At 37.5% G+C, this 26,895-nt stretch carries 23 protein-coding genes and 1 pseudogene; 13 read left to right on the plus strand and 11 right to left on the minus strand.

All coding sequences use genetic code 11. From position 1 onward, the window contains the following. Positions 1-169: 169 nt before the first annotated feature. From H4J41_RS12005 to H4J41_RS12020, 4 genes are all read left to right on the plus strand, one after another. On the plus strand, positions 170-1,858 hold the full coding sequence (locus H4J41_RS12005; RefSeq protein WP_182137859.1) for a phosphoethanolamine transferase: 1,689 nt from the start codon (positions 170-172) through the stop codon (positions 1,856-1,858). Beyond that, a complete protein-coding gene (locus H4J41_RS12010) occupies positions 1,858-2,223 on the plus strand; it encodes a diacylglycerol kinase (RefSeq protein WP_182137858.1) in 366 nt (121 codons plus the stop codon). The genes H4J41_RS12005 and H4J41_RS12010 overlap by 1 nt, the downstream gene beginning before the upstream one ends. Positions 2,224-2,562: 339 nt before the next feature. Further along, positions 2,563-3,288 (plus strand): ABC transporter substrate-binding protein, encoded by a 726-nt coding sequence (locus H4J41_RS12015; RefSeq protein ID WP_182137857.1) that lies wholly within the window; start codon positions 2,563-2,565, stop codon positions 3,286-3,288. Between the two features lie 221 nt (positions 3,289-3,509). Further along, positions 3,510-5,480 carry an LTA synthase family protein gene (locus tag H4J41_RS12020; protein ID WP_182137856.1) on the plus strand — a complete coding sequence of 657 codons (1,971 nt, stop codon included), beginning with the start codon at positions 3,510-3,512 and terminating at the stop codon, positions 5,478-5,480. Positions 5,481-5,759: 279 nt separating this feature from the next. Here the strand turns inward: H4J41_RS12020 and H4J41_RS12025 are convergent, their stop codons facing one another. The 3 genes from H4J41_RS12025 to H4J41_RS12035 form a co-directional block, all read right to left on the minus strand. After that, positions 5,760-7,031 (minus strand): mechanosensitive ion channel family protein, encoded by a 1,272-nt coding sequence (locus H4J41_RS12025; RefSeq protein ID WP_182137855.1) that lies wholly within the window; start codon positions 7,029-7,031, stop codon positions 5,760-5,762. 412 nt (positions 7,032-7,443) lie between these two features. After that, complete coding sequence (locus H4J41_RS12030) at positions 7,444-7,785, minus strand: PDZ domain-containing protein (protein ID WP_182137854.1); 342 nt, start codon at positions 7,783-7,785, stop codon at positions 7,444-7,446. 189 nt (positions 7,786-7,974) lie between these two features. Continuing rightward, positions 7,975-8,466, minus strand: a complete 492-nt coding sequence (locus H4J41_RS12035) for a hypothetical protein (protein ID WP_182137853.1) — start codon at positions 8,464-8,466, stop codon at positions 7,975-7,977. Between the two features lie 339 nt (positions 8,467-8,805). On the opposite strand from H4J41_RS12035, the pseudogene H4J41_RS12040 reads away from it, so the two are divergent. Beyond that, positions 8,806-10,334 (plus strand): annotated as a pseudogene (locus H4J41_RS12040) (IS3 family transposase). Positions 10,335-10,605: 271 nt separating this feature from the next. Then, positions 10,606-11,430 (plus strand): PEP-CTERM sorting domain-containing protein, encoded by an 825-nt coding sequence (locus tag H4J41_RS17625; protein ID WP_259364565.1) that lies wholly within the window; start codon positions 10,606-10,608, stop codon positions 11,428-11,430. A gap of 704 nt (positions 11,431-12,134) precedes the next feature. Here the strand turns inward: H4J41_RS17625 and H4J41_RS12050 are convergent. The 5 genes from H4J41_RS12050 to H4J41_RS12070 all read right to left on the minus strand — a co-directional run bounded on the left by H4J41_RS12050 (position 12,135) and on the right by H4J41_RS12070 (position 16,527). Continuing rightward, positions 12,135-12,551, minus strand: a complete 417-nt coding sequence (locus H4J41_RS12050) for a GFA family protein (RefSeq protein ID WP_182137852.1) — start codon at positions 12,549-12,551, stop codon at positions 12,135-12,137. Positions 12,552-12,787: 236 nt separating this feature from the next. Continuing rightward, complete coding sequence (locus tag H4J41_RS12055; protein ID WP_182137851.1) at positions 12,788-13,546, minus strand: sulfite exporter TauE/SafE family protein; 759 nt, start codon at positions 13,544-13,546, stop codon at positions 12,788-12,790. 42 nt (positions 13,547-13,588) lie between these two features. Next, positions 13,589-14,869 (minus strand): TRAP transporter large permease subunit, encoded by a 1,281-nt coding sequence (locus H4J41_RS12060; protein WP_182137850.1) that lies wholly within the window; start codon positions 14,867-14,869, stop codon positions 13,589-13,591. Then, positions 14,866-15,387, minus strand: coding sequence for a TRAP transporter small permease subunit (locus H4J41_RS12065; RefSeq protein ID WP_182137849.1), 522 nt, complete (start codon positions 15,385-15,387; stop codon positions 14,866-14,868). Before H4J41_RS12065 ends, H4J41_RS12060 begins: the two co-directional genes overlap by 4 nt. Before the next feature lie 60 nt (positions 15,388-15,447). Beyond that, on the minus strand, positions 15,448-16,527 hold the full coding sequence (locus H4J41_RS12070) for a TRAP transporter substrate-binding protein (RefSeq protein WP_182137848.1): 1,080 nt from the start codon (positions 16,525-16,527) through the stop codon (positions 15,448-15,450). Between the two features lie 197 nt (positions 16,528-16,724). On the opposite strand from H4J41_RS12070, the gene H4J41_RS12075 reads away from it, so the two are divergent. Next, on the plus strand, positions 16,725-18,131 hold the full coding sequence (locus H4J41_RS12075) for a cache domain-containing protein (protein WP_182137847.1): 1,407 nt from the start codon (positions 16,725-16,727) through the stop codon (positions 18,129-18,131). Then, positions 18,121-18,780 carry a response regulator transcription factor gene (locus tag H4J41_RS12080; RefSeq protein ID WP_182137846.1) on the plus strand — a complete coding sequence of 220 codons (660 nt, stop codon included), beginning with the start codon at positions 18,121-18,123 and terminating at the stop codon, positions 18,778-18,780. Before H4J41_RS12075 ends, H4J41_RS12080 begins: the two co-directional genes overlap by 11 nt. Positions 18,781-18,981: 201 nt before the next feature. Here H4J41_RS12080 and fghA read toward each other — a convergent pair whose 3' ends face one another. Both fghA and H4J41_RS12090 read right to left on the minus strand, forming a co-directional pair. Next, complete coding sequence (fghA, locus tag H4J41_RS12085) at positions 18,982-19,833, minus strand: S-formylglutathione hydrolase (protein ID WP_220461016.1); 852 nt, start codon at positions 19,831-19,833, stop codon at positions 18,982-18,984. Positions 19,834-19,957: 124 nt separating this feature from the next. Next, complete coding sequence (locus tag H4J41_RS12090; protein WP_220461015.1) at positions 19,958-21,088, minus strand: S-(hydroxymethyl)glutathione dehydrogenase/class III alcohol dehydrogenase; 1,131 nt, start codon at positions 21,086-21,088, stop codon at positions 19,958-19,960. Between the two features lie 220 nt (positions 21,089-21,308). On the opposite strand from H4J41_RS12090, the gene H4J41_RS12095 reads away from it, so the two are divergent. Continuing rightward, positions 21,309-22,175: a LysR substrate-binding domain-containing protein gene (locus H4J41_RS12095; RefSeq protein WP_182137845.1), complete on the plus strand. Its 867-nt coding sequence runs from the start codon at positions 21,309-21,311 to the stop codon at positions 22,173-22,175. Positions 22,176-22,315: 140 nt separating this feature from the next. On the opposite strand, the gene H4J41_RS12100 is transcribed toward H4J41_RS12095, so the two are convergent. Further along, complete coding sequence (locus tag H4J41_RS12100) at positions 22,316-23,161, minus strand: LysR family transcriptional regulator (protein ID WP_182137844.1); 846 nt, start codon at positions 23,159-23,161, stop codon at positions 22,316-22,318. Between the two features lie 136 nt (positions 23,162-23,297). On the opposite strand from H4J41_RS12100, the gene rimK reads away from it, so the two are divergent. Genes rimK through H4J41_RS12120 form a run of 4 tightly spaced genes read left to right on the plus strand, consistent with a single transcriptional unit; the run spans position 23,298 to position 26,576 of the window. Continuing rightward, positions 23,298-24,203, plus strand: coding sequence for a 30S ribosomal protein S6--L-glutamate ligase (rimK, locus tag H4J41_RS12105; RefSeq protein WP_182137843.1), 906 nt, complete (start codon positions 23,298-23,300; stop codon positions 24,201-24,203). An 8-nt stretch (positions 24,204-24,211) separates the two neighbouring features. Continuing rightward, complete coding sequence (locus H4J41_RS12110; RefSeq protein ID WP_182138007.1) at positions 24,212-25,231, plus strand: succinylglutamate desuccinylase/aspartoacylase family protein; 1,020 nt, start codon at positions 24,212-24,214, stop codon at positions 25,229-25,231. A 16-nt stretch (positions 25,232-25,247) separates the two neighbouring features. Continuing rightward, positions 25,248-25,679, plus strand: a complete 432-nt coding sequence (locus H4J41_RS12115; RefSeq protein ID WP_182137842.1) for an ATP-dependent zinc protease — start codon at positions 25,248-25,250, stop codon at positions 25,677-25,679. Positions 25,680-25,703: 24 nt separating this feature from the next. After that, entirely contained in the window at positions 25,704-26,576 is an 873-nt protein-coding gene (locus H4J41_RS12120) for a mechanosensitive ion channel family protein (RefSeq protein WP_182137841.1), read from the plus strand. Positions 26,577-26,895 lie beyond the last annotated feature (319 nt).

The following is a 26,895-nucleotide window of genomic DNA, read 5'->3' on the forward strand; positions in this document are numbered from 1 at the left end:
GATATTGTAATAGGCCACGCTCTTCATGATAACAAGCAGTAACCTTTCACCATTTACACTTAATTTTTTATACAATATTCAGTTTAATCTAAGCTAATGTTCAGGTTAGCCTAAGGTTATCTTAAGTTTACTTTTATAATATAGCGACACTTGTTAATAGGTGTCTCACATGAATAAATTTATCGCGTACTTTAAAAACTTAACACTAACAACCAACCAGTTGTTATTCTTCACTTGCTGTTATATTGCACTGATATTGAACTTACCTTTTTTAGTAAAAACAGCGGGCGTAATTACCGCGTTAGATAACTATAATCTGTTGTTTTTAATGTCACTACCCATATTTTTACTCTCTTTAAGTATTGTGATTCAAGGGGTTTTTTCATTTCGATGGCTAACCAAACCGCTACTTATTACGACAGTGATGATTTCATCTTTGATATTTTATGGCACCATTACTTACGGTATCGTCTTTGATTACGGTATGGTGCAAAATACTGTTGAAACCGATTCAGCCGAAGCCTTATCTTACGTTAACCTTTACGCCATCTTATTTTTCTTGATTTTTGGTGTTATCCCCTCACTGATCATCTATACGATTAAATTAACTTATAAGCCTTTCTTTACAGAGTTATTAAGCCGAGTAAAAATGATCACCCTTAGCTTTGGCGCAGCATTTTTAATTGCCAGTGTATTTTATTCAAATTATGCTTCGGTTGGCCGAAATAATAAAGAACTGCTGGGTTATGTTACACCGTATAAACTGCTAGATGCGTCATATAAATTTGTTAGAAATCAATACTTTTATCCACCTTTACAATTTAAGATCTTAGACACAGCTCCTGTAATCATCCGCGATAATACTCGCCGGCATGTCACGGTAATGGTGTTAGGAGAGACCGCGCGTGCACAAAGCTTCTCACTGAACGGTTATGCAAAACCTACCAATCAATATACAGAAAAACAAGGGGTTATATCTTTCTCACAAATGAGTTCATGTGGAACAGCTACCGCAGTTTCGGTCCCCTGTATGTTCTCAAGATTAAACAAAAATAATTATGATAAGCGTATCGCAACCGCTCAACAAAATGCCATAGACCTGATACATTTAGCCGGTGCTGACGTTTTATGGATCAGTAATAATAATGGTAGTTGTAAAGGTGTTTGTACCCGAGTAAAAACTGAACAAATTGAACCTGATAAATCTAACCCCTTGTGTGATGGTGAGTATTGCTATGATGAGGCGCTATTAGCCCCATTAAAAAATAAACTAAAGACATTAAGCCATGAGAACACCCTCATTGTATTACATATGATCGGCTCTCATGGGCCAACCTATTTCAAAAGGTATCCAAAAGAAAAAGGTGTCTTTGCACCAGACTGTCAACGCAGTGACATTCAAAACTGTAGCCAAGAGCAACTGATTAATACTTATGACAATACCATTGCTTATACTGATCTAGTACTCTCAAAAATTATTAATGAATTAAGTGGCTTAGATAAAAAAGATGACATTGAAACATCATTACTTTATATTTCAGATCATGGTGAATCACTGGGTGAAAATGGGGTATATTTACATGGTTTACCTTATGCGTTTGCACCGGAAGAACAAACTCACGTGCCCATGATCTACTGGACGGATAAAATACAAACTGACTTTAATCGCCAATGTTTAAATGCTTTGGCAAAATCGCCGATAAGTCATGATAATGTTTTCGATACCTTATTGAGTATCATGTCGGTTAAAACAACAGCCTATCGCATTGAAAGTGATCCCTTCATTGATTGTAAATCGCAACAGGCGATAGCCCGCACCACAGTATCAACCTCATTAGAAATGGAGCTAGCAGACTAGTGTTTGACAATAAAAATAAGCCTAAGGGCATCCAAAGAATAGTATTAGCCTCATTGAACTCGTTTAGAGCTTTCAAATGGTTATATCAAAATGAATCAGCATTTAGGCAAGAACTGTTACTGCTGTTTATTGCTATACCGGTATCTTTTATATTTGATATAAGTGCCAAAGAGCAAGTTACCTTAATACTTGCTGTACTCTTCATACTATTTACCGAGATCATCAATACCGCCATTGAAGCGGTAGTAGACCGTGTAGGCTTAGAGATTCATCCCTTATCGGGTCTTGCAAAAGATTTAGGCTCAGCGGCGGTATTTATTAGTCTTATTGTCGCCAGCAGTATTTGGCTAGTAGTATTACTTTAAAAGCTGATACGTTAATAAAAGGGTTGCAGTAGCAGCCTTTTATTAACGTAATTATCTGGCTGTGATGAACAGACTATTATTTAATAATTGCTTTCAGGCGACCAATAAACCTAGGTAATAAGGTTTATAATGACCTTATTTGAGTAAAGCAGTTCAATGCTATTATTTAAATTTAATCGGGCTTTAATCATATTTAAACACTCTATTCAAATCTATATTTCAAGCCACCATTTTAAGCCACTAGTTGAAGCTATAATTTGAAACAATAATTACCTTATACTGATTTCATATGTTATGTTGTTTAGTGCAATATTTATCTAATGAGATTTGGTTTTATTGATGTTTAAACATAATGCTTGTTACAAATTTACTTTAGTTATATTACTAAGCTTGTTGATACCAAATCATTCATTTGCCGCAGTAAAAACATTAACTTGTGCTACAACTCATTATCCTCCTTACACCATTTTTGACCAATCTAACGACCGCTTTACTGGTTTAGATATGGCCATCATTGACCCTGTATTTAAACAACTTAATTATGACGTCAAGATAGTTAATATACCTTGGGCTAGACTTAAAAAAGAAATCAAAAAAAACACCTATGATTGTTATTTCTCCTTAGCAAAACTTAAAGACAGAGAGCAATTTCTAGAATATTCGAATAAACCAACGCATATCAGTAGGATATCGATATTTTACCCCGAAAATTTACAGACCAGTGATTTATCAGGTAAAAAAGTTGGAGTTTATCGAGGTATAAATTTTCATCAAGATATTCTCTCGTTTAACGGTTTACGAACTTCTGATTTTCATGAACTACCATCAAACGAAGTGCTGTTTCAAATGCTGAGCCTTAAAAGACTTGATGCAGTCGTGACCAGTAAAGTTGTTGGGAAATATATTTTACAAAATCAATATGTCGATTTTAAAGTCGAGGTTTTAGACATAGCCGAATACAAGTTACCCGTATATTTAGCCTTTAAAAAAGGTGTGATCGATATAAATCGTGTCAATACAGTACTGTTAAAAGTAATAAACTCACTTAAGCCTGTCCCTAAATAATATAATTTTTAAAATATTCTCAACCCTCATCTTCCAAAATTCTATGCTAAGTATTTATTGCAAAGTAAATACAAAATAAGTAGATTAAGCTTTAGTCAACCTGTTTTTCGTTAAAAAGTGTAACAATTGTAACTAAAATAGCGCGCTTTCAGTTTAAATTAAGCGTCTCTTAAGTTTCATCTTTTAAAGTAGCAGCGTCCTCTATTAGCGGTATTGAAACGATGTTTAAAACTACACTTAATTTATTACGACCTTTTGTCTTATTTTTCTTACTATTAATGTTGACACTTTTCATTTCTAGACTGGGCTTAGGTCTATGGCAAATTCAGCGATTCGATACGTTTAATAGCTTTCTAACCTTATTTTTAAATGGTTTTAGAATCGACTTAAGCGCATTAGGCTATTTATTAATTTTACCTGCCATAGTCCATCCATGGTTTATGATTTCCGGTTATCAAAAAATATGGCTAAAAGTATTAAAGGTACTATTTTTCTTCATTTTTATCAGTGTATTATTTTTTGAATTAGCCACACCGGCATTTATTCATGAATATGGTTTCAGACCGAATAGACTATTCATTGAATACTTAGCTTATCCTAATGAAGTAATGAAAATGTTATTCAACGGTCACTTATTTACCTTAGTTATGGTTCTCACCTTAATACTCATTCCAGGTAAATTGTTTTGGCACCTGTTAGCTAAACTGATCAATACAAACCAACCTCGACGTTCGGTATCGTTTAAGTCAGCGACTCTTTCATTTGTTACTTTATTTGTCGTACTTGTGCTGTGTGCCAGAGGCACTGTTGGACATCGGCCAATAAATCCGTCGTTAGTTTATTTTTCTACCGATCCCTTAATAAATTCGTTAACACTAAATTCTATCTATAGTGTTGCTCATGCCTATAAACAGTTAGGTAATGAAAAAAATGCCTCAAAGCTTTATGGTGAAATGGCCACTGAAAAAGTCATTGCCATTGTGCAACAAGAAACAGGTTTAGCACCACAAGCATTTACCCATCTCATTCAACCCTCTTTGGCTTCTCGCGCACCTACTTATCAAGGTAAAGCTAAGAACTTGGTTATTATCTTAGAAGAAAGTTTAGGCGCTCAGTTTGTCTCATCGTTGGGCGGGCTTCCTCTTAGTCCTGAAATTAATAAATTAAATAATGAAGGCTGGGCCTTTAAAAATTTATATGCCACAGGTACACGTTCTGTTAGAGGCATTGAAGCCGTAATTACCGGTTTTACACCAACACCTGCTAGAGCAGTAGTTAAACTTGATAAATCACAGCATGGCTTCTTCACTATTGCGAGTTTACTTGCCAAACATAATTACACCACACAATTTATTTACGGCGGCGAAAGTCATTTTGACAACATGAAGAGTTTTTTCTTGGGCAACGGCTTTAGTGATATTGTTGATTTTAACGATATTCAAAACCCTGAGTTTATTGGCTCGTGGGGAGCCAGTGATGAAGATTTATTCAAGCAAGCCCATATTGAATTGACCAAGTTAAACAATAGCGACAAGCCCTTTTTTAGTTTTATTTTTTCGTCTAGTAATCATGACCCTTTTGAAATTCCACCAGGCGTTATAACCCCTATTGAGTATACAGCAGAGCAACTAAGCCAATATGATGAGAAGGAGTTATTACGTCACAAAGCTATCCAATATGCCGACTATGCCTTAGGTAAATTTATCACTAAAGCAAAGCAACAGCCTTATTGGCAAGATACTATATTTTTGGTGGTTGCCGATCATGATGCCAGAGCATTTGGCAGTGATCTTGTGCCCATCAAAAACTTTCATATTCCGGGTGTTATTCTCAATTCATCAAAGCAGCAGTTTTCTGACGAAAGAGTTGTCAGTCAAATTGATTTAGCGCCAACACTTTTGTCGTTAATGGGCGTGACAAATCATTCGCCTATGCTGGGCCATGATTTAACCAAACCACAAAGTTCAGGGCGAGCTATGATGCAATATGCTGAAAATTTTGCTTATATGGAAGACGATGAAGTGACGATACTACAACCACAAAAAGATCCGATGAATTTCAGTTATGATTTTGATGAAAAAAAACTAACGCCAACAACGCTTAATCAAACATTGTCTGAAGTCGCTTTAGCCCATGCTTTATGGGGTAGTTTAGCTTATGAACATGAATGGTATGCCAGTGAATATGATTAATAGCTTGTCATATCTACTATCAGTAAAAATTCAGCCACTACTGCTGATGCGTTACCAAAGCGACAAGATGTTCTACAAGCGAGTAGCTAGTTTTAAATGTTTATACTTTAAACCTTTACGTTAATGCTTTAAATTTTGATGCTTTAAACCTTGATATTTTAAACATAGCGGCTTTAAGAGTGCGACAGACGCTAAGCCCAATATTTATGGCTTAGCGTAAAACCTGTTAGTTTAACTGTTCAGCAGCTTTACAGTTTAAAAGATCATAAAATTATCAAGCTAGTGCTTCGCCAATGACCTAATATCATTCCCGGTCGGTGACTCATGCACTCTCAGTGAAAAAGCGGGTAACACCGCAATAACATGATCGAAAATATCTGACTGAATGTCCTCGTAAGCATTCCAGTTTGTTGTGTTGGTAAAAGCATAAATTTCAATGGGCAAACCATCACTTGTTGACTCTAGCTGCCTAACAATCAAGGTCATTCCTTGATGAATATCAGGATGGTTTTGCAAAAATGACACCAGATACTTTCTAAAAGTACCAACGTTGGTTAGTCGCCGGCCATTTTGCATTACTGTCATATCAGTTTTTTTATCCGTATTTTCTTTTTCAATTTCTGGCACCGTATGCGTTATATACTCGCTGAGTAAATGCGCCTTTTTCAATTCAGCTAGTTGCTCTTTATCTAAGAAACAGACACTGCTCATTTCTAGATGAATACTTCGTTTTATTCTTCTACCACCCGCTTCAGACATGCCGCGCCAGTTTTTAAATGAGTCTGAAATAAGTGCATAGGTAGGAATAGTGGTAATCGTTTTGTCCCAATTTCTTACTTTTACCGTTGTTAAAGCAATGTCTATCACATCACCGTCTGCACCATACTTTGGCATTTCAAGCCAATCTCCCACTGCCAGCATATTATTAGCTGAGAGCTGTATGCCGGCAACTAAGCCCAAGATAGGATCTTTAAATACTAACAACATTACGGCAGACAATGCGCCCAAGCCACTCAGTAAAATAAGGGGTGATTTGTCCATCAGCAACGACACCGCTAAAATACACGTTAACATACTGACAACAAGCTTAACGGTTTGCAAAAGACCTCTTAACGGAAAGTGCGCCTGACTTGTACGTCTATCTGAAAGCGCTTGCAAAATGTCTAAAAAGGTAAACAACGACAACAAAGAAAATAAGATTATCCACTGGTCGGTAACGACTTCAGCAAGATGTAATAAGCTGCTCCCTTTCGCTAATAAAAGCTTGGCTTGAACCACCACAATGGCGCCTTGCAGTGTCAACGAAAGTCGCTTCGCCAGGCGCTGAAATAAATCTAAGGTTAAATTTTTGGCCTGTGGCTGGTCGATAGTTTCAAACTTGCCCTTGATAAAATGCTTGGCTGAGACCTTAATAATATAATGTAATACTAAGGTAAATGTGATTATCCATAAAATGACTAAAATGTCGTACCACACAAAGACATTACCCGGCATATTGTGCTCAAGCCAGGCCACCAAAAATTCTCGCAAATGTGTTCTTGTTTCGGTCATTATCATTTGTCCTTAAATGTTATTTGAGACATGTTGTTATATGTTGCGTAATGGCAGACACTGAAATAACCAAAAATATCAAAGTTTGTTGTGCGAAATGAGTAAAATTAAGAACTTATCGCCACTTTACTGCTAACTGTCAATTAGAGCCATTTATACAAAAACTGATTAAGCGAAAACAGAAGCAGAGTTTATAAAACCTAGAAGGGGTTGAGTAATGTGCACTAAATCCATTTAGGCGAAAACTGTGTAACAAAAAATACAAAATATCCTATGTCGATAAAGTCACCACAAAGACGAATAGAAACAAGCACAAACCTAAAAGTTAACTACCTAAATCACAAAAAAATCAACTAAAGCAAGTGGCGATAGTCAAATGTTTTTTGTACTTGTTTAATTTCTTATTCGGTTTTTACTCACCTACATGAATTTTTAGCAAAACTTCACTGCCATCTAAATTTTTAACTAGCAATGATAATACTTCACCTGTTTCTTTATCCATTATTTTTTTGGCTTTATCCGCTGGGCAGCCTGGGATTTTGCAACCATCAAGTTCAAGAACTAATTGACCAACTTTAACTCCAGCTTTTTCTGCTGGAGATCCAGAATTAACTTTATCAATTTTAAACTCGGTTATTTCAGGACTAAAGAATCCATCAACTGACACGCCTGCGGCAATCCCAATTTTACCTTCTGCGAAAGCAGTAAATGGTAAAAACAAACTAATTAATATAATCTTCCTAATTGAATTCAAAAGCCTTACTCCTTTAAAAACCTAACGAGCTTGTAGAATAACTCGTTTATTATGAATTCCCCCTAAAAATTGGGGTACCAAATGCATTACCTATATCGAATAAATCGCCTACAGCACGATACAGGAACACCAAAATTTAGTGATTTCGGCTGAATTAGTTACTCTACAGTCTCAACACCTTGCTATGTGCTAAAACTGATAACCTAGCTGAAGAAAAGAACCATATCGTCCGTCATACTCAGCATTAGTGGCATGAAAAGATATCCCAAAAGTAGCACCTGATTTATTTATACCATTCATAAAGTAGGTATAGCTTACACCTGCCCCATAGTAGTTATTTTTATGGAATGAATATTGATTATTTTTGAAGGTAGCATACCTCTCCTCACCCAACATGCCGGCATAAATACCAAAGCCATGATTGTTTGTTTCAAAGTCAAATAAGTCTGCTGTAACCCAACCGACACCAAACCCGCATTCAGCACCACTAATGGAGCCATATGCGGTGCAACCAGCTGAAAAATATTTAAAATCGTTTTTTGAAACCAGTGCGATATTTGCACCTATACCAATATACATAGCACCCATACCAAGGCCGACAGAGTAATTTTTAGTTTGACTATTTTCTTCAGCAAAACAACCAAGAGACAGCATAGGTAAGAGTAAAATTAATTTGTTCAAAGTATATCCTTATTTTGAATGATAATTACGAATGCCAAAGTGACATTTGCACATAACAGCTTATTATGGGTAGTCTTACTAACCCCGCAGCATAATTAACACTTTATTTACACTAATATCCCATACTTACAAGGTATTAGAAACAATTAACACAAAGAATATAATACTAATGAGGAGATTAATAAGACGTCCTACTACTCACCTCTCTTAGCAGAAGAAAAATAAAACACTTTATATTCATATAGTTAAATTATTTACTTTAATCATATCCCGCTGTGACAGGATAGTTGTCGCCTCAATTAATTTTATAAATAAACAGGGTGCGGTAAGTTAACGTTCGTGGATTATCAAAGGTATTCAAGTCAATTTAAAGAAGCAATATTAAACAAACTAAGTAAAAGTGGTTTGTCGATCAGAAAGTTTGCAGCGCAAGAGATTATTAACCTCTCAACCCTGTATAGTTGGCAAAAGCAATTCAATACATCAGGTTTAAAAGTGTCAAAAGTGAGTTCGTCAGATAAATGGTCAAGCGAAAAAAAGTTTGCAGTTGTGCTCGAAACATCCACACTATCTGAGATTGATTTAAGTGAATATTTTCGAACCAACGGCTTGTATCACGAGTAAATAAAAGCCTGGAAGCAAGATTTTATTGTGGGTAGCGCAAAAAAAGAACAAAGAGTACCCCAGAGAAAAAAGCAGATAAACAACGTATTAGAGCATTAGAGCGCGAGTTGCGCAGAAAAGAAAAGGCCTTAGCAGAAGCTGCCGCATTACTCGTATTAGGAAAAAGGTTCGATGCCTATTGGAAGGAAAAAGAGGACAGCTAATTACGCTGACCAAGAGGCAAAGATATGCACAACTGATTAGCAAAGCAGTGGCGTCAGGTGCGATGCAAGATATGGCATGTGAAGTTATTGGCTTATCAGCAAGAACGCTACAGCGTTGGCGTATTGATGGTGCTATTGATGTAGATAAAAGGCCAGCATCCATTAGGCCAGAGCCGCAGAACAAGCTAAGTGCTAAAGAACGCCAAACTGTTATTGATGTTTGTAATAGTAACGAATTTGCCTCATTACCGCCAAGCACAGATTGTGCCTATTCTGGCTGATAGAAGCGAGTATTTAGCATCAGAATCGAGTTTTTATCGGATATTAAAAGCGAAGGACATGCTACACCACCGAGGTAAAGCAAAACCTAGAAATAGCCATACAAAACCAACAAGTTACACCGCTAAAAAAGAAAACGAGGTGTGGAGCTGGGATATTAGTTATTTACCGACGTCAGTCATTGATCAGCACTATTATTTGTACATGATAGAAGATATTTACAGCCGAAAAATAGTGGGTTGGGAAGTTCATTACAATGAAACAGGTGAACAGGCGGCAGAGTTGCTTCAACGCAGTGTATGGTCAGAGAAATGCCTGAAGAAAGACTTAGTGTTGCACTCAGATAATGGTGCGCCGATGAAAAGTCTGACGATGCGGGCTAATATGTACGATTTAGGCGTTATTACCTCGCGAAGTCGCCCAAGGGTAAGTAACGATAATCCGTATTCAGAATCGCTATTTAGAACAGTAAAGTACCACCCACGCTGGCCTTCTGAGGGTTTTAAATCCTTAGATGGAGCACGACAATGGGTAAAATCGTTTGTTTACTGGTACAACAATGAACATCGCCATAGCAGGATCAAGTTTGTTACGCCAAACCAAAGGCATAAAGGTTTTGATGTTGATATATTAGCGAAACGAAAAGTGTTGTATCAACAGAAAAGAAATGAGCATCCTGAGCGATGGTCGAAAGAAGAGAGAAACTGGCAGCCAATGGGTGCTGTGGAGTTAAATCCAGAGCAACACAAAGAAGCTGCTTAAAAATTTAGGCACCAACTACCTTGAAAAACACCGTAGTTGGTGCTTATATATACAATGAACTTTGCACGTAGATGCTAGAGGTTACGTTCATAATTTCAAAGAAATGGATTCAAAGGAATTATAAATTAATTTTTAAACCTTGCTTAATACTGTCGCGATTTTTGCTAATTTGTTTAAGTCAGTACGTTGCAATGCCTAATATGTAGTATTTCTCACTGTTTTCATTGTTGAATTACAACTTAAAAGGAATAGTTCTATGATATTTAAAAATATGTCACTATTGATAGCACTTGTACTGGGCATAAATTTTTCAGCAACAGCTGGGCCCATTATATTGGCAGGTACCGATGCCGATGACCATGGTAGTGCAACTGCTACTGCAAATTCATTAGGATGGTTTTTTATGCAACGTGTGCTGGAAAACTTAGCGGCGAGTGCTTCACTTACAAATGGGCACTTGAATCTTGTGAATCTAGGTAGTTCCGGTGGTGAGGCTCAAGCAGCTGCAACCTCAGCATTCGGCTTTTCTACTTTAAATGGTGCTGGTTGGAGCTTTACTAATATTGATGGAGATGCAGCCATAACAAATTACTTTAACGGTATTGGTGCAGTTAACATCAACAATACGGGTATTGTGATGATGGACTCTGGTGGTAATGTATCAGGCGGCTCATCAGTATCTGAAAGAGCATTATTTACGGCAAATGCTCTTTTAATTGACACTTTTCTTGGTTCGGGTGGCGGGCTGTTTAGTCAATCTAATGGCTATGGTTGGGTAAGTGCATTACTGCCTACTTTAACTGTCATTGGTGGTGGAGGAAATGGAGCATTATTAACTGCAGCAGGCAACACTGCGTTTCCAGGGCTAACTAATGCCGACTTACTTGCAGGTCCACGTCATAATCGGTTTGATAATGTAGGGGCTTTATCTATTCTTGCCACTGATGGTAGTGGTGATGCACTAATTATTGGAACAAGCGGAGGCTCTATTCTGATTCCAGATCCAATAAGCACCGTGCCTGAACCGTCTGCACTTGCTATATTTGCATTGGGCTTAATGGGGTTAGCATCACGACGATTTAAAAAGCAGTCTTGAACTGGTTTTTATTGTCGATAATTAATACGACAGTAGACCTAAGTTAATTAAGATTTAAACTATTCGTCCTGTGTTGTCCTTAATTTAAAAAATAATATCAAAAAGCATCACCATTTCGGTTGATGTTTTTTTATTTCAAAAAGCATTCCCTATCAGTCATAAACGTCAGAGGATTATTATAAATATTAATCCATAAAAATATCTTCGCAGAAAAGTTAGCTATGTCAATTCAATCTGCAATGACTGCTATTGAATCAAACATAAAAGTTTAATTTAATTGTATGTGGTTTCTGAACCTTAGCTACTAATTGCCTCCCTAACAATTAGTAGCTAAAAACTTAACTCGCACATATTTACATTCAGTTCATACATAAAGGGGAGCAATTAATATCACTGATAAATTTTCGGGTTTAATCGATTCATCAATCCATGCTTGCTAGAAAGTATTCGCCCTATTATTTGTACTATGCATGACAGCATTCAAACTGAAAAAACCTATTCGCATTGAATAAAAAGAGAATTAACATAATTAATGAATAACAATAAAACAAATATTCAAGACGGTTTTTGGTTAAAACGCCTAACTCATGACACTAAAATAATGAATTTGTTAATAAAAAACCATGATGAATAGCCCAAGTATTAGGGATATTACCCTCATGGTTAACCACGTTAGAGCATAAGTTGCGCCTGATTTGATAAATCTAAAAAGGCTGTTTATCAAATGTTTTAGCTCCACTGGGGATCTGGCACCAACTGAGCTTTTCACTTACCCAAACATGAGCCGATGGTTTAAATATAGTGGCGTCTGCTAAACTGATTGGTTTTAATTTTAATTTGATCGTGCTTAAGTCATCTGGGTTGTAATGATAAACTCTATTCCCGCAAGTTGAGCAGAACTTTGCGTTATTTCTGTTACCACTATCGGCGATTCTACTCCATTCATTTAACTCACCTTCAAACTCAATAGCATTTGACGCAATAATGGCTGTGACACTAAATGGGCCAGTTGAGAGTTTTTGGCATTCTGTGCAATAACAAGCCCAAACTATACTAGGTTGTTCATACAGTTTGTATGTTACTTGCCCACACTGGCAGGAGCCTTTAATAGGATATTCCATACGATAATTATTCCTCATTCATAGCAATGCCGCTAAAGGTTTAATGCTTGTTCGACACATTTTTCGACACTTTCTCGACAGTAAGTGCACTTGTAATAATGCTGACATGCGTTCGTAGGCATAATTTTTTTATTTAAAGTACATGGAGGACAAGTAATAACTGATCTAGCATTATATTGCTAATTAAACGCTCAAGCTTATGGCGTTACCTTGCATATATCATAGCGTACTGCATGCTAATCTAGGTACAGCACTGCAGCGCACGCCAATAAAGTCATTATTAGTATAAATATTTTCAATAACTTAGGTTCTATGTTTATTGATATTTTAACCGCTATCCAAGCGCCGATGATATTACCCAAGGCCAATGCTAGGCCCGGTAACCAAAGAATTAAGTCTTGATAAATAAAAATGCCTAAAGCGCTTAAGGTAAATGCTAGCGTACACACTAATTTTAAAGCATTGGCTCGCACTAAATCGTAATGAAGAGAGCCCGCAAGCGCAAACAGCAAGATAAAACCCACACCTGCTTGTATTAATCCGCCATAAAAGCCCGAAATAAACAGTATTAGCCAGGAACTGGGTGTTGAACGAACAAGTTTAGGGGCTGTTTCAACATTGGGTAATATTATACTAGGCACCAAAATCATCACCAACGACATAGCGATCATTGAGCCAAGTAGCACATATTTAAGGGTTTGCGCTGACATCACCAACGCAGCCAATGCGCCAAATATACCACCCAGTATAGTTAAACTTAAAATAGCAGGTAAATCGTGGCTTGCTAACTTGTTATATTTCTTAAAACCAGCAATGCCTGATACTGATTGTAACAGCACACCCACTCGGTTAGTCGCGTTAGCTATGTCAGCAGGCATACCCATTATCATTAATGCAGGGAGAGTTAAGTTAGAGCCTCCCCCTGCTAATGTGTTGATAATTCCCGCAATAAATCCTGTTATTGTCAGTAATAAATAAAACCAATATTCACTCACTCAGATAAGTCCTTTAGTTCTCTATAGTGAACTCGCTAACTGTTATGTAATGATCAAGTATCCAGGTAACAATAAAACTAGCGATAAAATAACTAATTGCATTAGGATAAATGGAATCACACCTTTATATATGGTTAGCGTTTTTATTGATTTAGGAGCTACCCCCTTTAAGTAAAACAGACTAAAGCCAAACGGCGGGGTTAAAAATGATGTTTGCAAATTCATCGTAATAAGAATAGCAAACCAAATTAAGTCAATATCTAATGCCATGGCAATGGGGGTTAAAATCGGCACAACTAAAAAAGCAATTTCAATAAAATCAATGAAAAAGCCCAGTATTAATATCGCCACCATTGCAGATAATATAAATGTCCATTGACCACCAGGAAGATCCATAAAAAAGTCTTCAACGATAAAGTCACTGCCTGAATAGGTAAAAACCATTGAAAAAGCCGTGGCGCCAAGCAGTACAGCAAAGATCATCGAACTCACTTTTACCGACTCTTTTGAAACGTCGTTGATCATTTTAAAGGAAAACTTACCATAGCATGTCGCTAATATAACCGCGCCAACAGCCCCTATGGCCGATGACTCTGTTGGCGTAGCAATGCCGCCAAATATTGACCCCAACACAGTGATGATTAATAGCATTGGCGGCACAATATCTTTCAGGGCTTGAATTAATAATTCCTGCTTACTTTCTGTCACTACCATAGGTGGACAAAATTCTGGTTTTATTTTTCCTAGCACAAGAATATAAAGCGTATACATCAAAATCAACAAAAAGCCTGGCAATATCGCCGCTTTAAACAAATCTCCCACAGGCACACCCATCACATCACCCAATATAATCAAAATAATTGAGGGGGGAATAATTTGTCCTAAGGTTCCTGAGGCGCAAATAACGCCAGTAGCGGTTGGTTGATGATAATTATTTTTTAACATTACCGGTAGAGATATCACTCCCATCGCCACAACGCTTGCACCAACAACACCTGTTGATGCCGCTAATAGTGCTCCAACGATAATGGTTGAAATAGCCAAACCACCCGCTACCTGACCAAATAATTTTGCCGAAGACTCTAATAATTTTTCAGCAAGGCCTGTTTTTTGTAAAACAATACCCATGAAAATAAACATAGGAATAGCCATTAGCGTGGTATTTTCCATAATGCTCATGATGCGGTATGGCATAAAGGCGAAAAGATCTGTCCCTAGGCTGAGAACGCCAACAATAAGGGAGATACCCGCAAACGTAAAAGCCACTGAATAACCAAAAAACAGGAACATTAACGCTACGGCAAATAAAACTATTCCAGTCATTTTTGCGCCTCTTTAAAATTGGGTTTAGTCATTAATGCTTTCACTTGAGTTAACACGACATAGGTAATGCAAAGCACTAAAAATAGCGAAGAAAGGGGAATGACACTGCGTATTATCCAGCGATGTGGCAGGCCACCAGGGTCGCCACTACCTTCACCAATAGCATAAGCTTCATAACTATAATCCCAACCAAAATAGATTAATACACAAGCAAATGGCAGCGCCAAAAACAGCGATCCTACAAGATTAATGATGGCTTTTTTCTTGCTGGATAATTGATCATAGACTATGTCTACCCTTACATGTGCATCTTCTTTAAGGGTGTATCCGATACCAAACATAAACATTGCAGCAAAAAAATGCCATTCAAGTTCTTGCATACCAATACTGACGTCATTGAAAAAGTATCGTAATACCACGTCATAGAAAACATTTAAAATCATCAATACCATCAGCAGGCTACATAGGTTTCCTACCGTATCAATGATTTTTCTTAATAGGTTAATTAAAGTATTCATGTTGTCTCCACACATACCTAACAATGGCGGCTAGGTATGTGTGTGATGGTTAGAAGTGAATTATTTTGAATCAAAGTTATCGAGGTAAGCGCGGTCTGAAAAGTTAGTCCAGGCACGTACTTGTTTCTGATAAGTGGCAATTGAATCTAAAATCTCTTTTGTTTTAGGATCTTTCTCCGCTGCTTCTAGCAAAAGTTCATCGTTTGCTTGCTTAATTGCTGCCATAACAGGTTTTGGAAACGATCTAATTTTTACATGAGGGTAATCTTCTTGAATAGTCGCCAAGTTTTTACCACTTTCATGCATCGACTGAATGTACATATCGTAAGCAGCCAGTTTCATTGCTGCGGTTAGAATTTTTTGCAAGTCTTCAGGTAACGAATTATAAGCTTCTGGATTAACCATAAACTGCAGTTCTGTCGCAGGTTCATGCCAGCCAGTATAATAATAAGGCGCTATTTTATGAAAACCCATTCTAAGATCAAGCGATGGGCCAACCCATTCTAATGCGTCAATCGTATTTCTTTCTAGCGCCGTATAGAGTTCGGCAGAAGGAATATTAGTCGGTTTAGCCCCTAGCTTAGCAAGTACTTCACCAGCAAATCCAGGAATGCGCATTTTTAAGCCTTTAAGATCTTCAACAGTATTAATTTCTTTACGAAACCAACCCCCCATTTGATTACCGGTATTACCGCCCGGAAATGACATGATGCCGTGTTTGTCATATACCGACTTCATTAATTCCATGCCGCCGCCATGGTAGAACCAAGCATATTGCTCAGGTGCCGTCATACCAAAAGGAAGCGTAGTGAAAAACATCGTATTAAAGTCTTTCCCTTTCCAATAATATGATGCCGAATGTCCCATTTGATATTGACCATTTTTAACAAAATCGAAAATACCAAAGGCTGATTTGTGTCTGTTTGAAGAATCAATGCGAATGGTTAATCGCCCATTTGACATTTCGTCAACCAAACGAGCCATATTTTTTGATGCGTCACCAAATATAGGAAAATTAGGCCCCCAAGTTTCCGCTAATTTCCATCGGTATTTTTTGTTATCGTCAGCATCAGCATTTGCAAATCCAGAGAATGCAACTGACGCAATGAATAATACTTTTAGTATTGAGGTTTTTAACATGTTCACCTTTCCACCTATTAGTCTATTTTAAGCAACCCATTGTTGCGTAAGTAGTCAATTTTTACATAATAGCCCGTAAGGAAGTATTAGACTTCTTTACTAGGTATTACTACCTAACTATTTATCTGTGATAGAAATTTAGTGCTAATTTTGCGATGATTAAATTTTTTATCTTAATATTAATAAAGGCTGTTGACATGAGAATTCCATCACGGATGTTTTATCTTGCCATAATTCAGGTTATTTTAACCTCTTTTATTATCTATTATTTCGTTTCTAGTCAATATCGTGAATTGTCTGATCTCAATGTTAAAACACTGGAAACTTTCCTTATTACCCAAAAAGAACAAGAATTAAAAAACTATATAGCCATTGCACTTTCATCGGTCGAACATATGGCTGAGTTATCAGAAGATAAAAAAGACCTGGTTAAAGTTGCGGTGGCAAACATCTTTAAAAATATGCTATACAACGGAGATGATGGCTATTTTTTTATTTATGATGATAAAGCCATCGCCATTGTTCACCCTAAACAGCCAGATAGAGTTGGGGAAAGTTGGTGGGATTTAGAAGGTGAAAATGGCGATAAAATTATTCAAGTTTTATTGGAAAATGCTCATGCTGGCGGAGGATTTTATCGCTATGACTGGCTGAAACCGTCAGGAAAAGTGAAAGCGCCCAAATTGGGCTATTCTGTTTACATTGATAAATGGCAATGGATGTTAGGCACTGGGGTCTATTTAGATGACGTTTACTCACAACTAAACAACTTACATCAAGAGATTGATTTACATATAAATTATACTAAAAAAATTATTTTGATTGTGGCGCTTTCTTCGATATTTTTTATATTTTTATTTGGCATTGCCGTTAATCTAAGTCATAAAAAAAGAGCTGAAGCAAAAATTAGTGAATTAGGTCAACGGATCATTGATGTGCAAGAAGAAGAAAACCGGCATATTTCAAGAGAGTTACATGATGGTATTATTCAAACCTTAATTTCAATTAAATATTCGCTCGAAGCCACTACTTTTTTTCTTCGCAAAAACAAACAAGAAAAGCCAGCATCACTTAAACAGGCAGAAGATAACTTAGGCTTTGCTATCCAAGAAGTGCGCAGAATATCTCATCATATGCATCCCCAAATATTAGACGAGCTAGGTTTGTCAGCCGCCATTGAAAACCTGAGTCGCGATTTCGCTAAACAAACAAATATTGAGATAAAAGTCAGCAAACCATCATTAAAAAAACTGTTACCCGATTTTATTAATACAACGCTTTACCGCGTGGTGCAAGAGTCACTCACCAATATTAAAAAACATGCTGGCGCTAAATGCGTATTAATTGACATTTCAATACAGCAAACTTGGCTAACCTTGAGTATAAAAGATGATGGTGTAGGCTTTGACGTAAACGCGAAAACTAAAAAAAAGCACTCAGGTATTGGCTTAAGAAACTTGGCTGAACGTGTTGAATATCAGTTGGGTCAATTTCATATTAGCTCATCCAAAACCGGCACTGAAATAACCGTTAAAATTCCAACGAAAAGTTTTGCAAATTATTTTAATAACTTAAATCGAGCAGTAAAACAAAATGATACATGATAATAAACCACAAGAAAAAATATCAGTTTTATTAGTCGATGATCACCCTATGGTTCAAGGCGGATTGTCTGCTTGTCTGGCTTATTACGATGATATCGAAGTCATAGGCGTAGCCCATGATGGTAAAGATGCACTAAATAAAGCTAAGGAGCTTAAACCCAATGTTATCTTGATGGATGTCAGTATGCCATTAATGAATGGTATTGATGCAACAGAGATTATTACCGAGCAGTTGCCCGATACTAAAGTGTTAATTTTTACTATGCATAATAGTTCTGAGTTTGTTCACAGCGCCATTCAAGCGGGCGCTTCAGGTTATGTATTAAAAGACACATCATCAGAGGAAGTTTATTTTGCTATAAAAGCGGTCACCAAAGGTAATACCCACTTTAGTAGCTCGATTGCAAAAATGTTACAAGAAAGTCCATTGAAAATAGAAAACGATAAGTTAACCACACGTGAGCAAGTTATTCTCTCATTTGTTGCACAAGGTTTTTCCAGTAAAGATATCGCTAAAAAGCTCGACATAAGCTTTCGTACTGTTGAAGCTCATCGTCGCAATATAAAGGCTAAACTCAATATAGAATCACTGGCTGATCTTGTTCGCTTTGCGATTAACCACGGCTTAATTAATAAAGAAGGAGAATGAGAATGAGAATAGTATTCAGAAGATAGCGCATAATAGGTTGTAAAAGAGAAAATATAAGCTAAAAAACACTGCGTTTTTAATGGTCATCAGTAAATTTAATGCAGATATTCATTGGCTTTGCTCCGTAAGATATTAGGCTATGAAAAACTCAGGTTAATGCCAGAAAAACGGCCGCCAAATCGTGCAACGGCCGTGATGCTGCTATTGGGTAAAGTGCTCGGCATGAAAGCGCAGGTGCTCTTCAATAAATGATGAGATAAAGTAATAACTGTGATCATAACCTTCATGAATAGTTAACTCTAATGGATAACCATTATCTTTAGCTGCCGCTACTAATGTTTCAGGCTTTAACTGCTCAACTAGGAAGTTATCCGCACCGCCTTGAGCCACTTTAGCTGGAATAAACGCCGTGGCTTTGCGCATTAATTCACTGGCATCATGATTGCGCCAATCAGCTTTGTCTTTACCTAGATAAGTGGTAAAAGCTTTTTTGCCCCAAGGCGCTTGCACTGGATTACAAACGGGGCTAAATGCCGACATTGAGCTGTAGCGTTCAGGATTTAACATCGCAATAGTTAATGCGCCGTGTCCACCCATCGAATGACCACTAATAGCGCGTTGATCTGACACTTCAAATGCCGCTTCAATTATCGCTGGCAACTCATTAACCACATAATCGTACATCTGATAATGACGATTCCAAGGTGCTTGGGTGGCATTGACATAAAAGCCTGCGCCTTGACCCAAATCATAACTTTCATCATCAGCAACACCTTCGCCGCGTGGACTAGTATCTGGAACAACAATAGCCATACCTAATTCGGCAGCTATACGCTGTGCACCAGCTTTTTGCATAAAGTTTTCATCACTGCATGTTAAGCCTGAAAGCCAATACAATACCGGTACTTTTTCGCCGTTTGATACTTGCGGCGGTAGGTAAATAGCAAAGCGCATAGTACAATTCAAGATTTTGGATTGATGGCTATATTGTTTCTGCCAGCCACCAAAGCTTTTGTTTACACTTACGTTTTCGATTAAATGCTCAATTGTCATGGTACACCTCACCATATTACCCCCTTTTGTGCTTACAGCTTATGCGGCAAAAAGGGGGAGAAAAATTATATTAAGATAACTTACAATTTATTTTTAAGATAAGTTACAGCTATTAAAAGCAAGCTTACTTATCAAAATGAATAACACTGCGAATACTTTCGCCTTTGTGCATCAACTCAAAGGCATCATTAATATCTTCCAGTGCCATAGTATGAGTAATAAAATCATTTAATTTGAATTCACCCGCTAAATAACGTTCTACATAATCTGGTAATTCAGTACGGCCTTTAACACCACCAAATGCCGATCCTCTCCATACTCGCCCAGTCACAAGTTGGAACGGACGGGTTTTTATCTCTTGCCCTGCACCGGCAACACCAATAACGACTGACTCACCCCAACCTTTATGACAACACTCTAGAGCAGAGCGCATTAAGTCGACGTTACCCACACATTCAAACGAGTAATCAACGCCGCCATCAGTTAATTCAACAATCACGTCTTGAATCGGCTTATCGTAATCTTTCGGATTAATACAATCAGTAGCACCGAGTTTTCTGGCTAACTCAAATTTACTTTCGTTAATATCAATTGCAATAATACGGCTCGCTTTCGCCATAGTTGAGCCAATAACTGCCGATAAACCAATACCGCCAAGACCAAAGATAGCAACGGTTGCGCCCTCTTCAACTTTCGCCGTATTCATCACAGCGCCCATACCCGTAGTAACGCCACAACCTAATAAGCAAACTTCTTCTAACGGTGCAGTTTTATTCACTTTCGCTAAAGAAATCTCAGGTAATACCGTGTATTCAGAGAACGTAGAGCAGCCCATATAATGAAAAATGGGTTGGCCGTCTTTATAAAAACGCGTAGTGCCATCAGGCATTAGCCCTTTACCTTGGGTTTCACGAATTTTTTGACAAAGGTTGGTTTTTCCCGATAAACAAAATTTACATTCGCCACATTCTGGTGTGTATAAAGGGATAACATGATCGCCCACTTGTACACTAGTAACACCTTCACCAATTTGTTCAACAATACCACCACCTTCGTGGCCTAAAATAACCGGAAAAATGCCTTCTGGATCTTCTCCTGAAAGCGTAAATGCATCGGTATGACATACGCCTGAGGCGATAACTTTTACTAGCACTTCGCCTTTGCGCGGTAACATCACATCGACTTCTTCGATAGATAATGGTTGCTTAGGTCCCCAAGCAATAGCCGCTTTTGATTTAATAAACTTGTCTGACATATTTATGCTCACCTTCAATTGATAGATATTTCTACTTTTACTATGACTGTAGTTTAATACATTCTTTTAGGCATGATAATACCACTAGAATACAATTCACTTTTACCAGCTGGTAACAATAACAGCCGTAATCTGCTATTACTGACGGCTATTATAATTATTTCTTAAAAAATGATAATATAGTAATTTATAAAAGTATTTGTACATATAGGTAACAATTATGCAATGGGAAGGGATTAGCGAATTTGTATATGTCGCCGAAAATGAGAGCTTCACACTGGCCTCAAAAAAAATGGCCATATCTACTGCGCAAGTAAGCCGTCAAATCAGTGCGTTAGAAAAGCGGCTAAATATAAAGTTATTTTACCGTACTACCCGCAAAGTCTCTTTAACAGAAGAAGGACGGGTTTTTTATCAGCACTGTCGAAGCGTACTTGATGGCTTAGACGCAGCAGAGCGTGCAATCACCAATCTGCAATCAAAACCTCAAGGTAAAATTAAACTCACCGCGCCAGTAACCTATGGTGAAAAACAAATATTGCCGCTCGTGAATAATTTTGTAAAGCGCTATAGCGATGTTGAAGTGTCGGCTTACTTAAGTAACCGACAAATTGATTTAGCCGAAGATGGTTATGATTTAGCCATTCGTCTGGGCAAATTAAGTGATTCGTCGATGATGGCAAAAAAATTAGGTAAACGAAGCAACTATGTTTGTGCCTCGCCACGTTATCTCGACAGTCATGGCATACCCCACTCAATATCGGAGCTAAGTAAACACAACTGTTTATTGGGCACAGCTGATTATTGGCACTTTAGAGAATTAAACAAAGAAAAAAGTGTCCGCGTCAAAGGTCGATTACGCTATAACAGTGGTCATAGTTTAACCGATGCTGCACTCAAAGGCTTAGGCATAGTGCAATTACCCGATTATTATGTGCAGCAACATCTACGAAGTGGTGAACTGATCTCTTTATTAGATAATTATCGTGCTCTTGATGAAGGTATATGGGCAGTTTACCCGCAAAATCGTCATTTATCCCCCAGAATAAGGCTACTGGTGGACTACTTGGCTGAGCAGTTAGTGTAATCTCTTGGGTTTTTCACAGTGGTTTAATGATACTCATTTGCTATAAATAGCCCTGTCATTACAAAAAGCAACCGATGTAATAACCGCAGATTAAACTTTAACTTTTCTATGAAGGTATCTTTGCTAAAAATGCGATTGTGCTAAAAATGTATGTTGGGAAATAAACCTATCACTTGCTTAATAACCTCGGTTTTTTGACTTTTCGCTAGGTACACGGCAAATATTTCACGATGATAAACCGGCGCACTTTCAACAACAAACAACTTATTCGCTTCAACATGTTCAAAAGTCATTTGCCGAGGCAAGTGTGCACCTCCCCCCGCTTGTAAAATATAATTTAAGGCGATGCGAGGCTGACTCATAAAGTGTTTTGCCGGTGGAGCATGCTGAAATTCACGCATATGCTGAGTATTTACCGACTCACCATAATCCACCATAATATAATTATCGACATGCGAGCCTTCAATGTGATCAGGGTTTGTGGTTACTAAATGCAGTGGCACTGTGGCTACTTTCTCGGTGACTAAATCTTCGATAAATGGTGGTTCAAATAAAAACGCAAGATCTACCACGCGGCCAATAACATTTTTTCTTAACTCCATGGGCGAATAGGTACTGGTAAATAAACTAACACTGTCTAAATTACGGTGAATTTTCTGTAACCAACCTTGTAAGACAATATCCCAGATAGAGTTTAACGAACCGATGGCAAGTTGCTGCGCATCATGCTCAACTACACCAACATCGTGCTTGGTTTTTTGCCACATAAAAAGTATTTCATTGGCATGCTTTATTAGTCGAAGACCTTCAGTCGTCAACTTTAGATGTTTATTACTACGATCAAACAGCAAAACACCCAAGTCATCTTCTAAAAGCTTTATGCGGGCACTAACGGCTGACTGGGTAATAAAAAGATTTTCAGAGGCGATTCTAAAATGTAATGTTCGGCTCACTTCCAAAAATGTGGTTAATAATTCAAATTTCATAAAACCCTCTCTAATCAAATATTTTGATTGAACTGGTCAAAATATTGCGTTTTATTATTTTAGAAGCTGACTATACACTCTAGTTCAATATTTACATCACTTTAAATAATAAAAGTGAAATGAACAGGTAGCCATTATGAAAGTAGCAATATTATCAAGAAATAAAAATCTTTATTCTACAAGACGCTTAAAAGAAGCAGGCGAAGCAATGGGACATGAAGTTGATGTTATTGATACTCTACATTGCTATATGGATATAACCAGTAGCCATTCGGCTGTGCGTTATCACGGTAAAGAATTACCTAAGTATGATGCGATTATTCCTCGTATCGGTGCTTCTGTTACCTTTTACGGCACAGCGGTTGCGCGACAATTTGAAATGATGGGCACCTTTAATATTAATGAATCAGTTGCTATTAGTCGTTCTCGCGATAAATTGCGCTCATTACAATTATTATCACGTAAAGGTATTGGCTTACCTCGTACCGGCTTTGCCAGTAAACCTGATAATGCCAAAGATTTAATTAAAAATGTTGGTGGCGCACCTGTTGTTATCAAGTTGTTAGAAGGCACGCAAGGTATCGGTGTTGTTTTAGCTGATACTGCAAAAGCCGCTGAGTCAATTATTGAAGCCTTTATGGGCTTAAAAGCTAACATCTTGGTACAAGAATTTGTCAAAGAAGCCGGTGGTGCTGACATTCGTTGTTTAGTTATCGGTGGCAAAGTCGTTGCTGCCATGAAACGACAAGGTGCAGAAGGTGAGTTTCGCTCTAACTTACATCGCGGTGGTAGTGCTGAAGTGGTGAAGTTATCCAAAGAAGAACGAGACACAGCAATTAAAGCGGCAAAAGCCATGGGCTTAAATATGTGTGGTGTAGATTTACTACGCTCCAAAAATGGTCCTATGGTGATGGAAGTAAACTCATCTCCAGGCTTAGAAGGTATAGAAACCGCAACAGGTAAAAATATTGCCGGTATGATTTTTGAATTTTTAGAAAAAAATGCCAAACCAAACAGCAATAAAACTCGTGGTAAAGGATAAGGGTAATGATGGGTCCATTAAAAATAGGTGAATTTGTGATATTACCTGGTGAACAACGCAAGATAGACTTGCCTGTAGCCAAGTTATATACAGATGCAGACGTTTCTTTACCTGTACATATTATTCGTTCAAAAAAACCTGGGCCTACTATTTTTGTTAGTGCTGCGGTGCATGGTGATGAGTTAAATGGCATTGAAATTATTCGGCGATTAATCAGCGAAAATAAATTTAAAATCACCAAAGGAACCGTAATAGCCGTTCCTATGGTGAACGTTTATGGCGTAGTGAACCAAAGTCGCTACATGCCTGACCGAAGAGATCTTAATCGCTGTTTTCCTGGCTCAGCAAAAGGATCGCTGGCTGGGCGAGTAGCCTATATTTTTCTCAATGAAATTGTTAAACATTGCGATTACGGCATTGATCTTCACACCGGCGCAATTCACCGCTCCAATTTACCACAAATTAGAGCCGATCTATCTTGTGCAGAAACCAAAGAGCTTGCGCAGGTATTTGGCGTTCCTGTGGTATTAAATTCAAATATTATTGATGGTTCATTAAGAGAGGCGGCGGTAAAACATAATACCAAAGTATTGCTTTATGAAGCTGGAGAAGCCTTACGTTTTGATGAGTTTTCAATTCGCGCCGGCATGAGAGGCATTACTAACGTATTAAAGCATTTAGGCATGCGTAAAGCTTCGTCGACGCGCAAAAAAATTATCGCACCCTTTGTTGCTAACAGCAGTCAATGGTTACGCGCTAATGCCAGTGGCATAGTTAATCATCGCGTTCGTTTAGGTGAACAAATAAAAAAAGGTGATGTACTGGCAGAAATTGGCAGTCCGTATGGCGAAATTATTGATGTGGTGAAAGCCAGTAGATCTGGCATATTAATTGGTCAACAAAATATTCCTTTAGTACAAGAAGGTGAAGCTATGTTTCATATTGCCTACTTTGAAGAAGATGACAAACATATATTTGAGCAAATAGAGAGTGCTCAAGACAACCTACTACCAGAGAACAACGTTTAAAATAAGGTAACGTGATATGACCACAAAACAAAAAATAATTATTGGTAGTTTGGAAACTATTACGCTACCTGATTTAGCGATAACAGATATACAGGTGCGCGTTGATACCGGCGCTAAAACCTCTTCTCTACATGTTGATAATATTACAAAATTTAAAAAAAATGGTAAGGTGATGGTGCGATTTGACCTACACCCCGATGTCTATAATGTTGAAAATATGATTTCTTGTGAAGCCCCTATTCATGACATTAGAAGAGTTAAATCTTCAAATGGTACCTCAGAGCAACGCTATGTAATATCAACACCGGTAAAATTAGGTAGTGAACTTTGGCCGATTGAAATAACCTTAACTGACCGCTCAGATATGAGTTACTTAATGTTATTTGGTCGCGAGGCAATTGGTGAAAGGTTTCTTATAGACCCATCAAAAGCCTTTGTAAATTCATAACATACCATTTATTAAGGTTTTAGTATGACTATTGAACAGACTATAGAACAAGCGAAAGTGATACTTTCTCATATCGTTATTACGATATCAGAGCAACCTATCACGATAGGCGATATTCTTTTTATACCCATAATAATTTTTATGGGTATATTGTTAACCAAGTGGCTAATTAAGTTAATCAGTAGTCGTTTAACAACAAAAAAAACTGACCCTAATATTATTCACTTAGTGGAACGCGTTTTATATGTTATCGCGATAACCATTATTATGATCAGCATATTAGACTTTATGAATGTGCCGATTGCTGCTTTTGCTTTTTTGTCTGGCGCCATTGCTATCGGTTTTGGTTTTGGTGCACAAAATATTATTAATAATTTTATTAGTGGCTGGATCTTAATGTGGGAGCGCCCTATTCGTATTGGCGATTTTTTAGAAATTGAAGACTCCAAAGGCCTAGTGGAAGAAATTAACACCCGGTCAACCCGTATAAAGCGAGTAGACGGTGTACATTTATTAATACCTAACAGCAAGTTACTTGAAAACACCGTGGTTAACTGGACCTTAGTAGACCAGTTTGTTAGATGTTCGGTTAAAGTGGGTGTCGCTTATGGCTCGCCAGCCAAAAAAGTTGCGGGCTTGATTATGCAAGCAACCACAGAACAAGCTGAAGCGCTAACAGAGCCTAAACCCTTAGTTACCTTTGACGACTTTGGCGATAATGCCTTAATGTTTGAAGTCACGTTTTGGGTCAACTCAAGAGTGGAAAGTGGTTTAAGAATTGCAAAAAGCAACGTAAGGTTTCGTTTGGAAGAATTATTTGAACAAGAGAATATTGTCGTGGCATATCCGCAACGAGACATACACCTTGATGGCTCATTAAAGATAATTAACAGTTAATTATCTTTAATGATAAGCACAGCAATACTACTTTGATTAATATTGTCGCTCAACAACCGACTATTGTAATTAATAACACGGTTACCTTAGTGTAGTTAACGAGCACAAGTGGACAATAACTTAATGAAATTAACGGGTTAATTAGATTACTTTAACACTTACATCAGCTTAATTGATCGGTCAATATTTATAAATGACACGTCAAGCAAGCTGATTTTTTCATATAAAATAAGCTTAAATTCATCATCTAAAAAATAATCACCTTAAAGTTAATCAGTCGCAGATTAACTCAGTTAAGATTAATTCAGTTCAAATTAGA

The organism is Colwellia sp. MB3u-45, assembly GCF_014077005.1.
In the GTDB taxonomy this organism is placed as follows: domain Bacteria; phylum Pseudomonadota; class Gammaproteobacteria; order Enterobacterales; family Alteromonadaceae; genus Cognaticolwellia.

Coding starts and splice junctions, on each gene's coding strand:
- fghA (WP_220461016.1), bottom strand. CDS start 19,833: ATGACAATTGAGCATTTAATCGAAAACGTAAGTGTAAACAAAAGCTTT.
- H4J41_RS12100 (WP_182137844.1), bottom strand. CDS start 23,161: ATGAAATTTGAATTATTAACCACATTTTTGGAAGTGAGCCGAACATTA.
- H4J41_RS12015 (WP_182137857.1), top strand. CDS start 2,563: ATGTTTAAACATAATGCTTGTTACAAATTTACTTTAGTTATATTACTA.
- H4J41_RS12020 (WP_182137856.1), top strand. CDS start 3,510: ATGTTTAAAACTACACTTAATTTATTACGACCTTTTGTCTTATTTTTC.
- H4J41_RS12120 (WP_182137841.1), top strand. CDS start 25,704: ATGACTATTGAACAGACTATAGAACAAGCGAAAGTGATACTTTCTCAT.
- H4J41_RS12050 (WP_182137852.1), bottom strand. CDS start 12,551: ATGGAATATCCTATTAAAGGCTCCTGCCAGTGTGGGCAAGTAACATAC.
- H4J41_RS12115 (WP_182137842.1), top strand. CDS start 25,248: ATGACCACAAAACAAAAAATAATTATTGGTAGTTTGGAAACTATTACG.
- H4J41_RS12095 (WP_182137845.1), top strand. CDS start 21,309: ATGCAATGGGAAGGGATTAGCGAATTTGTATATGTCGCCGAAAATGAG.
- H4J41_RS12025 (WP_182137855.1), bottom strand. CDS start 7,031: ATGACCGAAACAAGAACACATTTGCGAGAATTTTTGGTGGCCTGGCTT.
- H4J41_RS17625 (WP_259364565.1), top strand. CDS start 10,606: ATGTCACTATTGATAGCACTTGTACTGGGCATAAATTTTTCAGCAACA.
- H4J41_RS12080 (WP_182137846.1), top strand. CDS start 18,121: ATGATACATGATAATAAACCACAAGAAAAAATATCAGTTTTATTAGTC.
- H4J41_RS12110 (WP_182138007.1), top strand. CDS start 24,212: ATGGGTCCATTAAAAATAGGTGAATTTGTGATATTACCTGGTGAACAA.
- H4J41_RS12075 (WP_182137847.1), top strand. CDS start 16,725: ATGAGAATTCCATCACGGATGTTTTATCTTGCCATAATTCAGGTTATT.
- H4J41_RS12060 (WP_182137850.1), bottom strand. CDS start 14,869: ATGACTGGAATAGTTTTATTTGCCGTAGCGTTAATGTTCCTGTTTTTT.
- H4J41_RS12090 (WP_220461015.1), bottom strand. CDS start 21,088: ATGTCAGACAAGTTTATTAAATCAAAAGCGGCTATTGCTTGGGGACCT.
- H4J41_RS12005 (WP_182137859.1), top strand. CDS start 170: ATGAATAAATTTATCGCGTACTTTAAAAACTTAACACTAACAACCAAC.
- H4J41_RS12065 (WP_182137849.1), bottom strand. CDS start 15,387: ATGAATACTTTAATTAACCTATTAAGAAAAATCATTGATACGGTAGGA.
- rimK (WP_182137843.1), top strand. CDS start 23,298: ATGAAAGTAGCAATATTATCAAGAAATAAAAATCTTTATTCTACAAGA.
- H4J41_RS12070 (WP_182137848.1), bottom strand. CDS start 16,527: ATGTTAAAAACCTCAATACTAAAAGTATTATTCATTGCGTCAGTTGCA.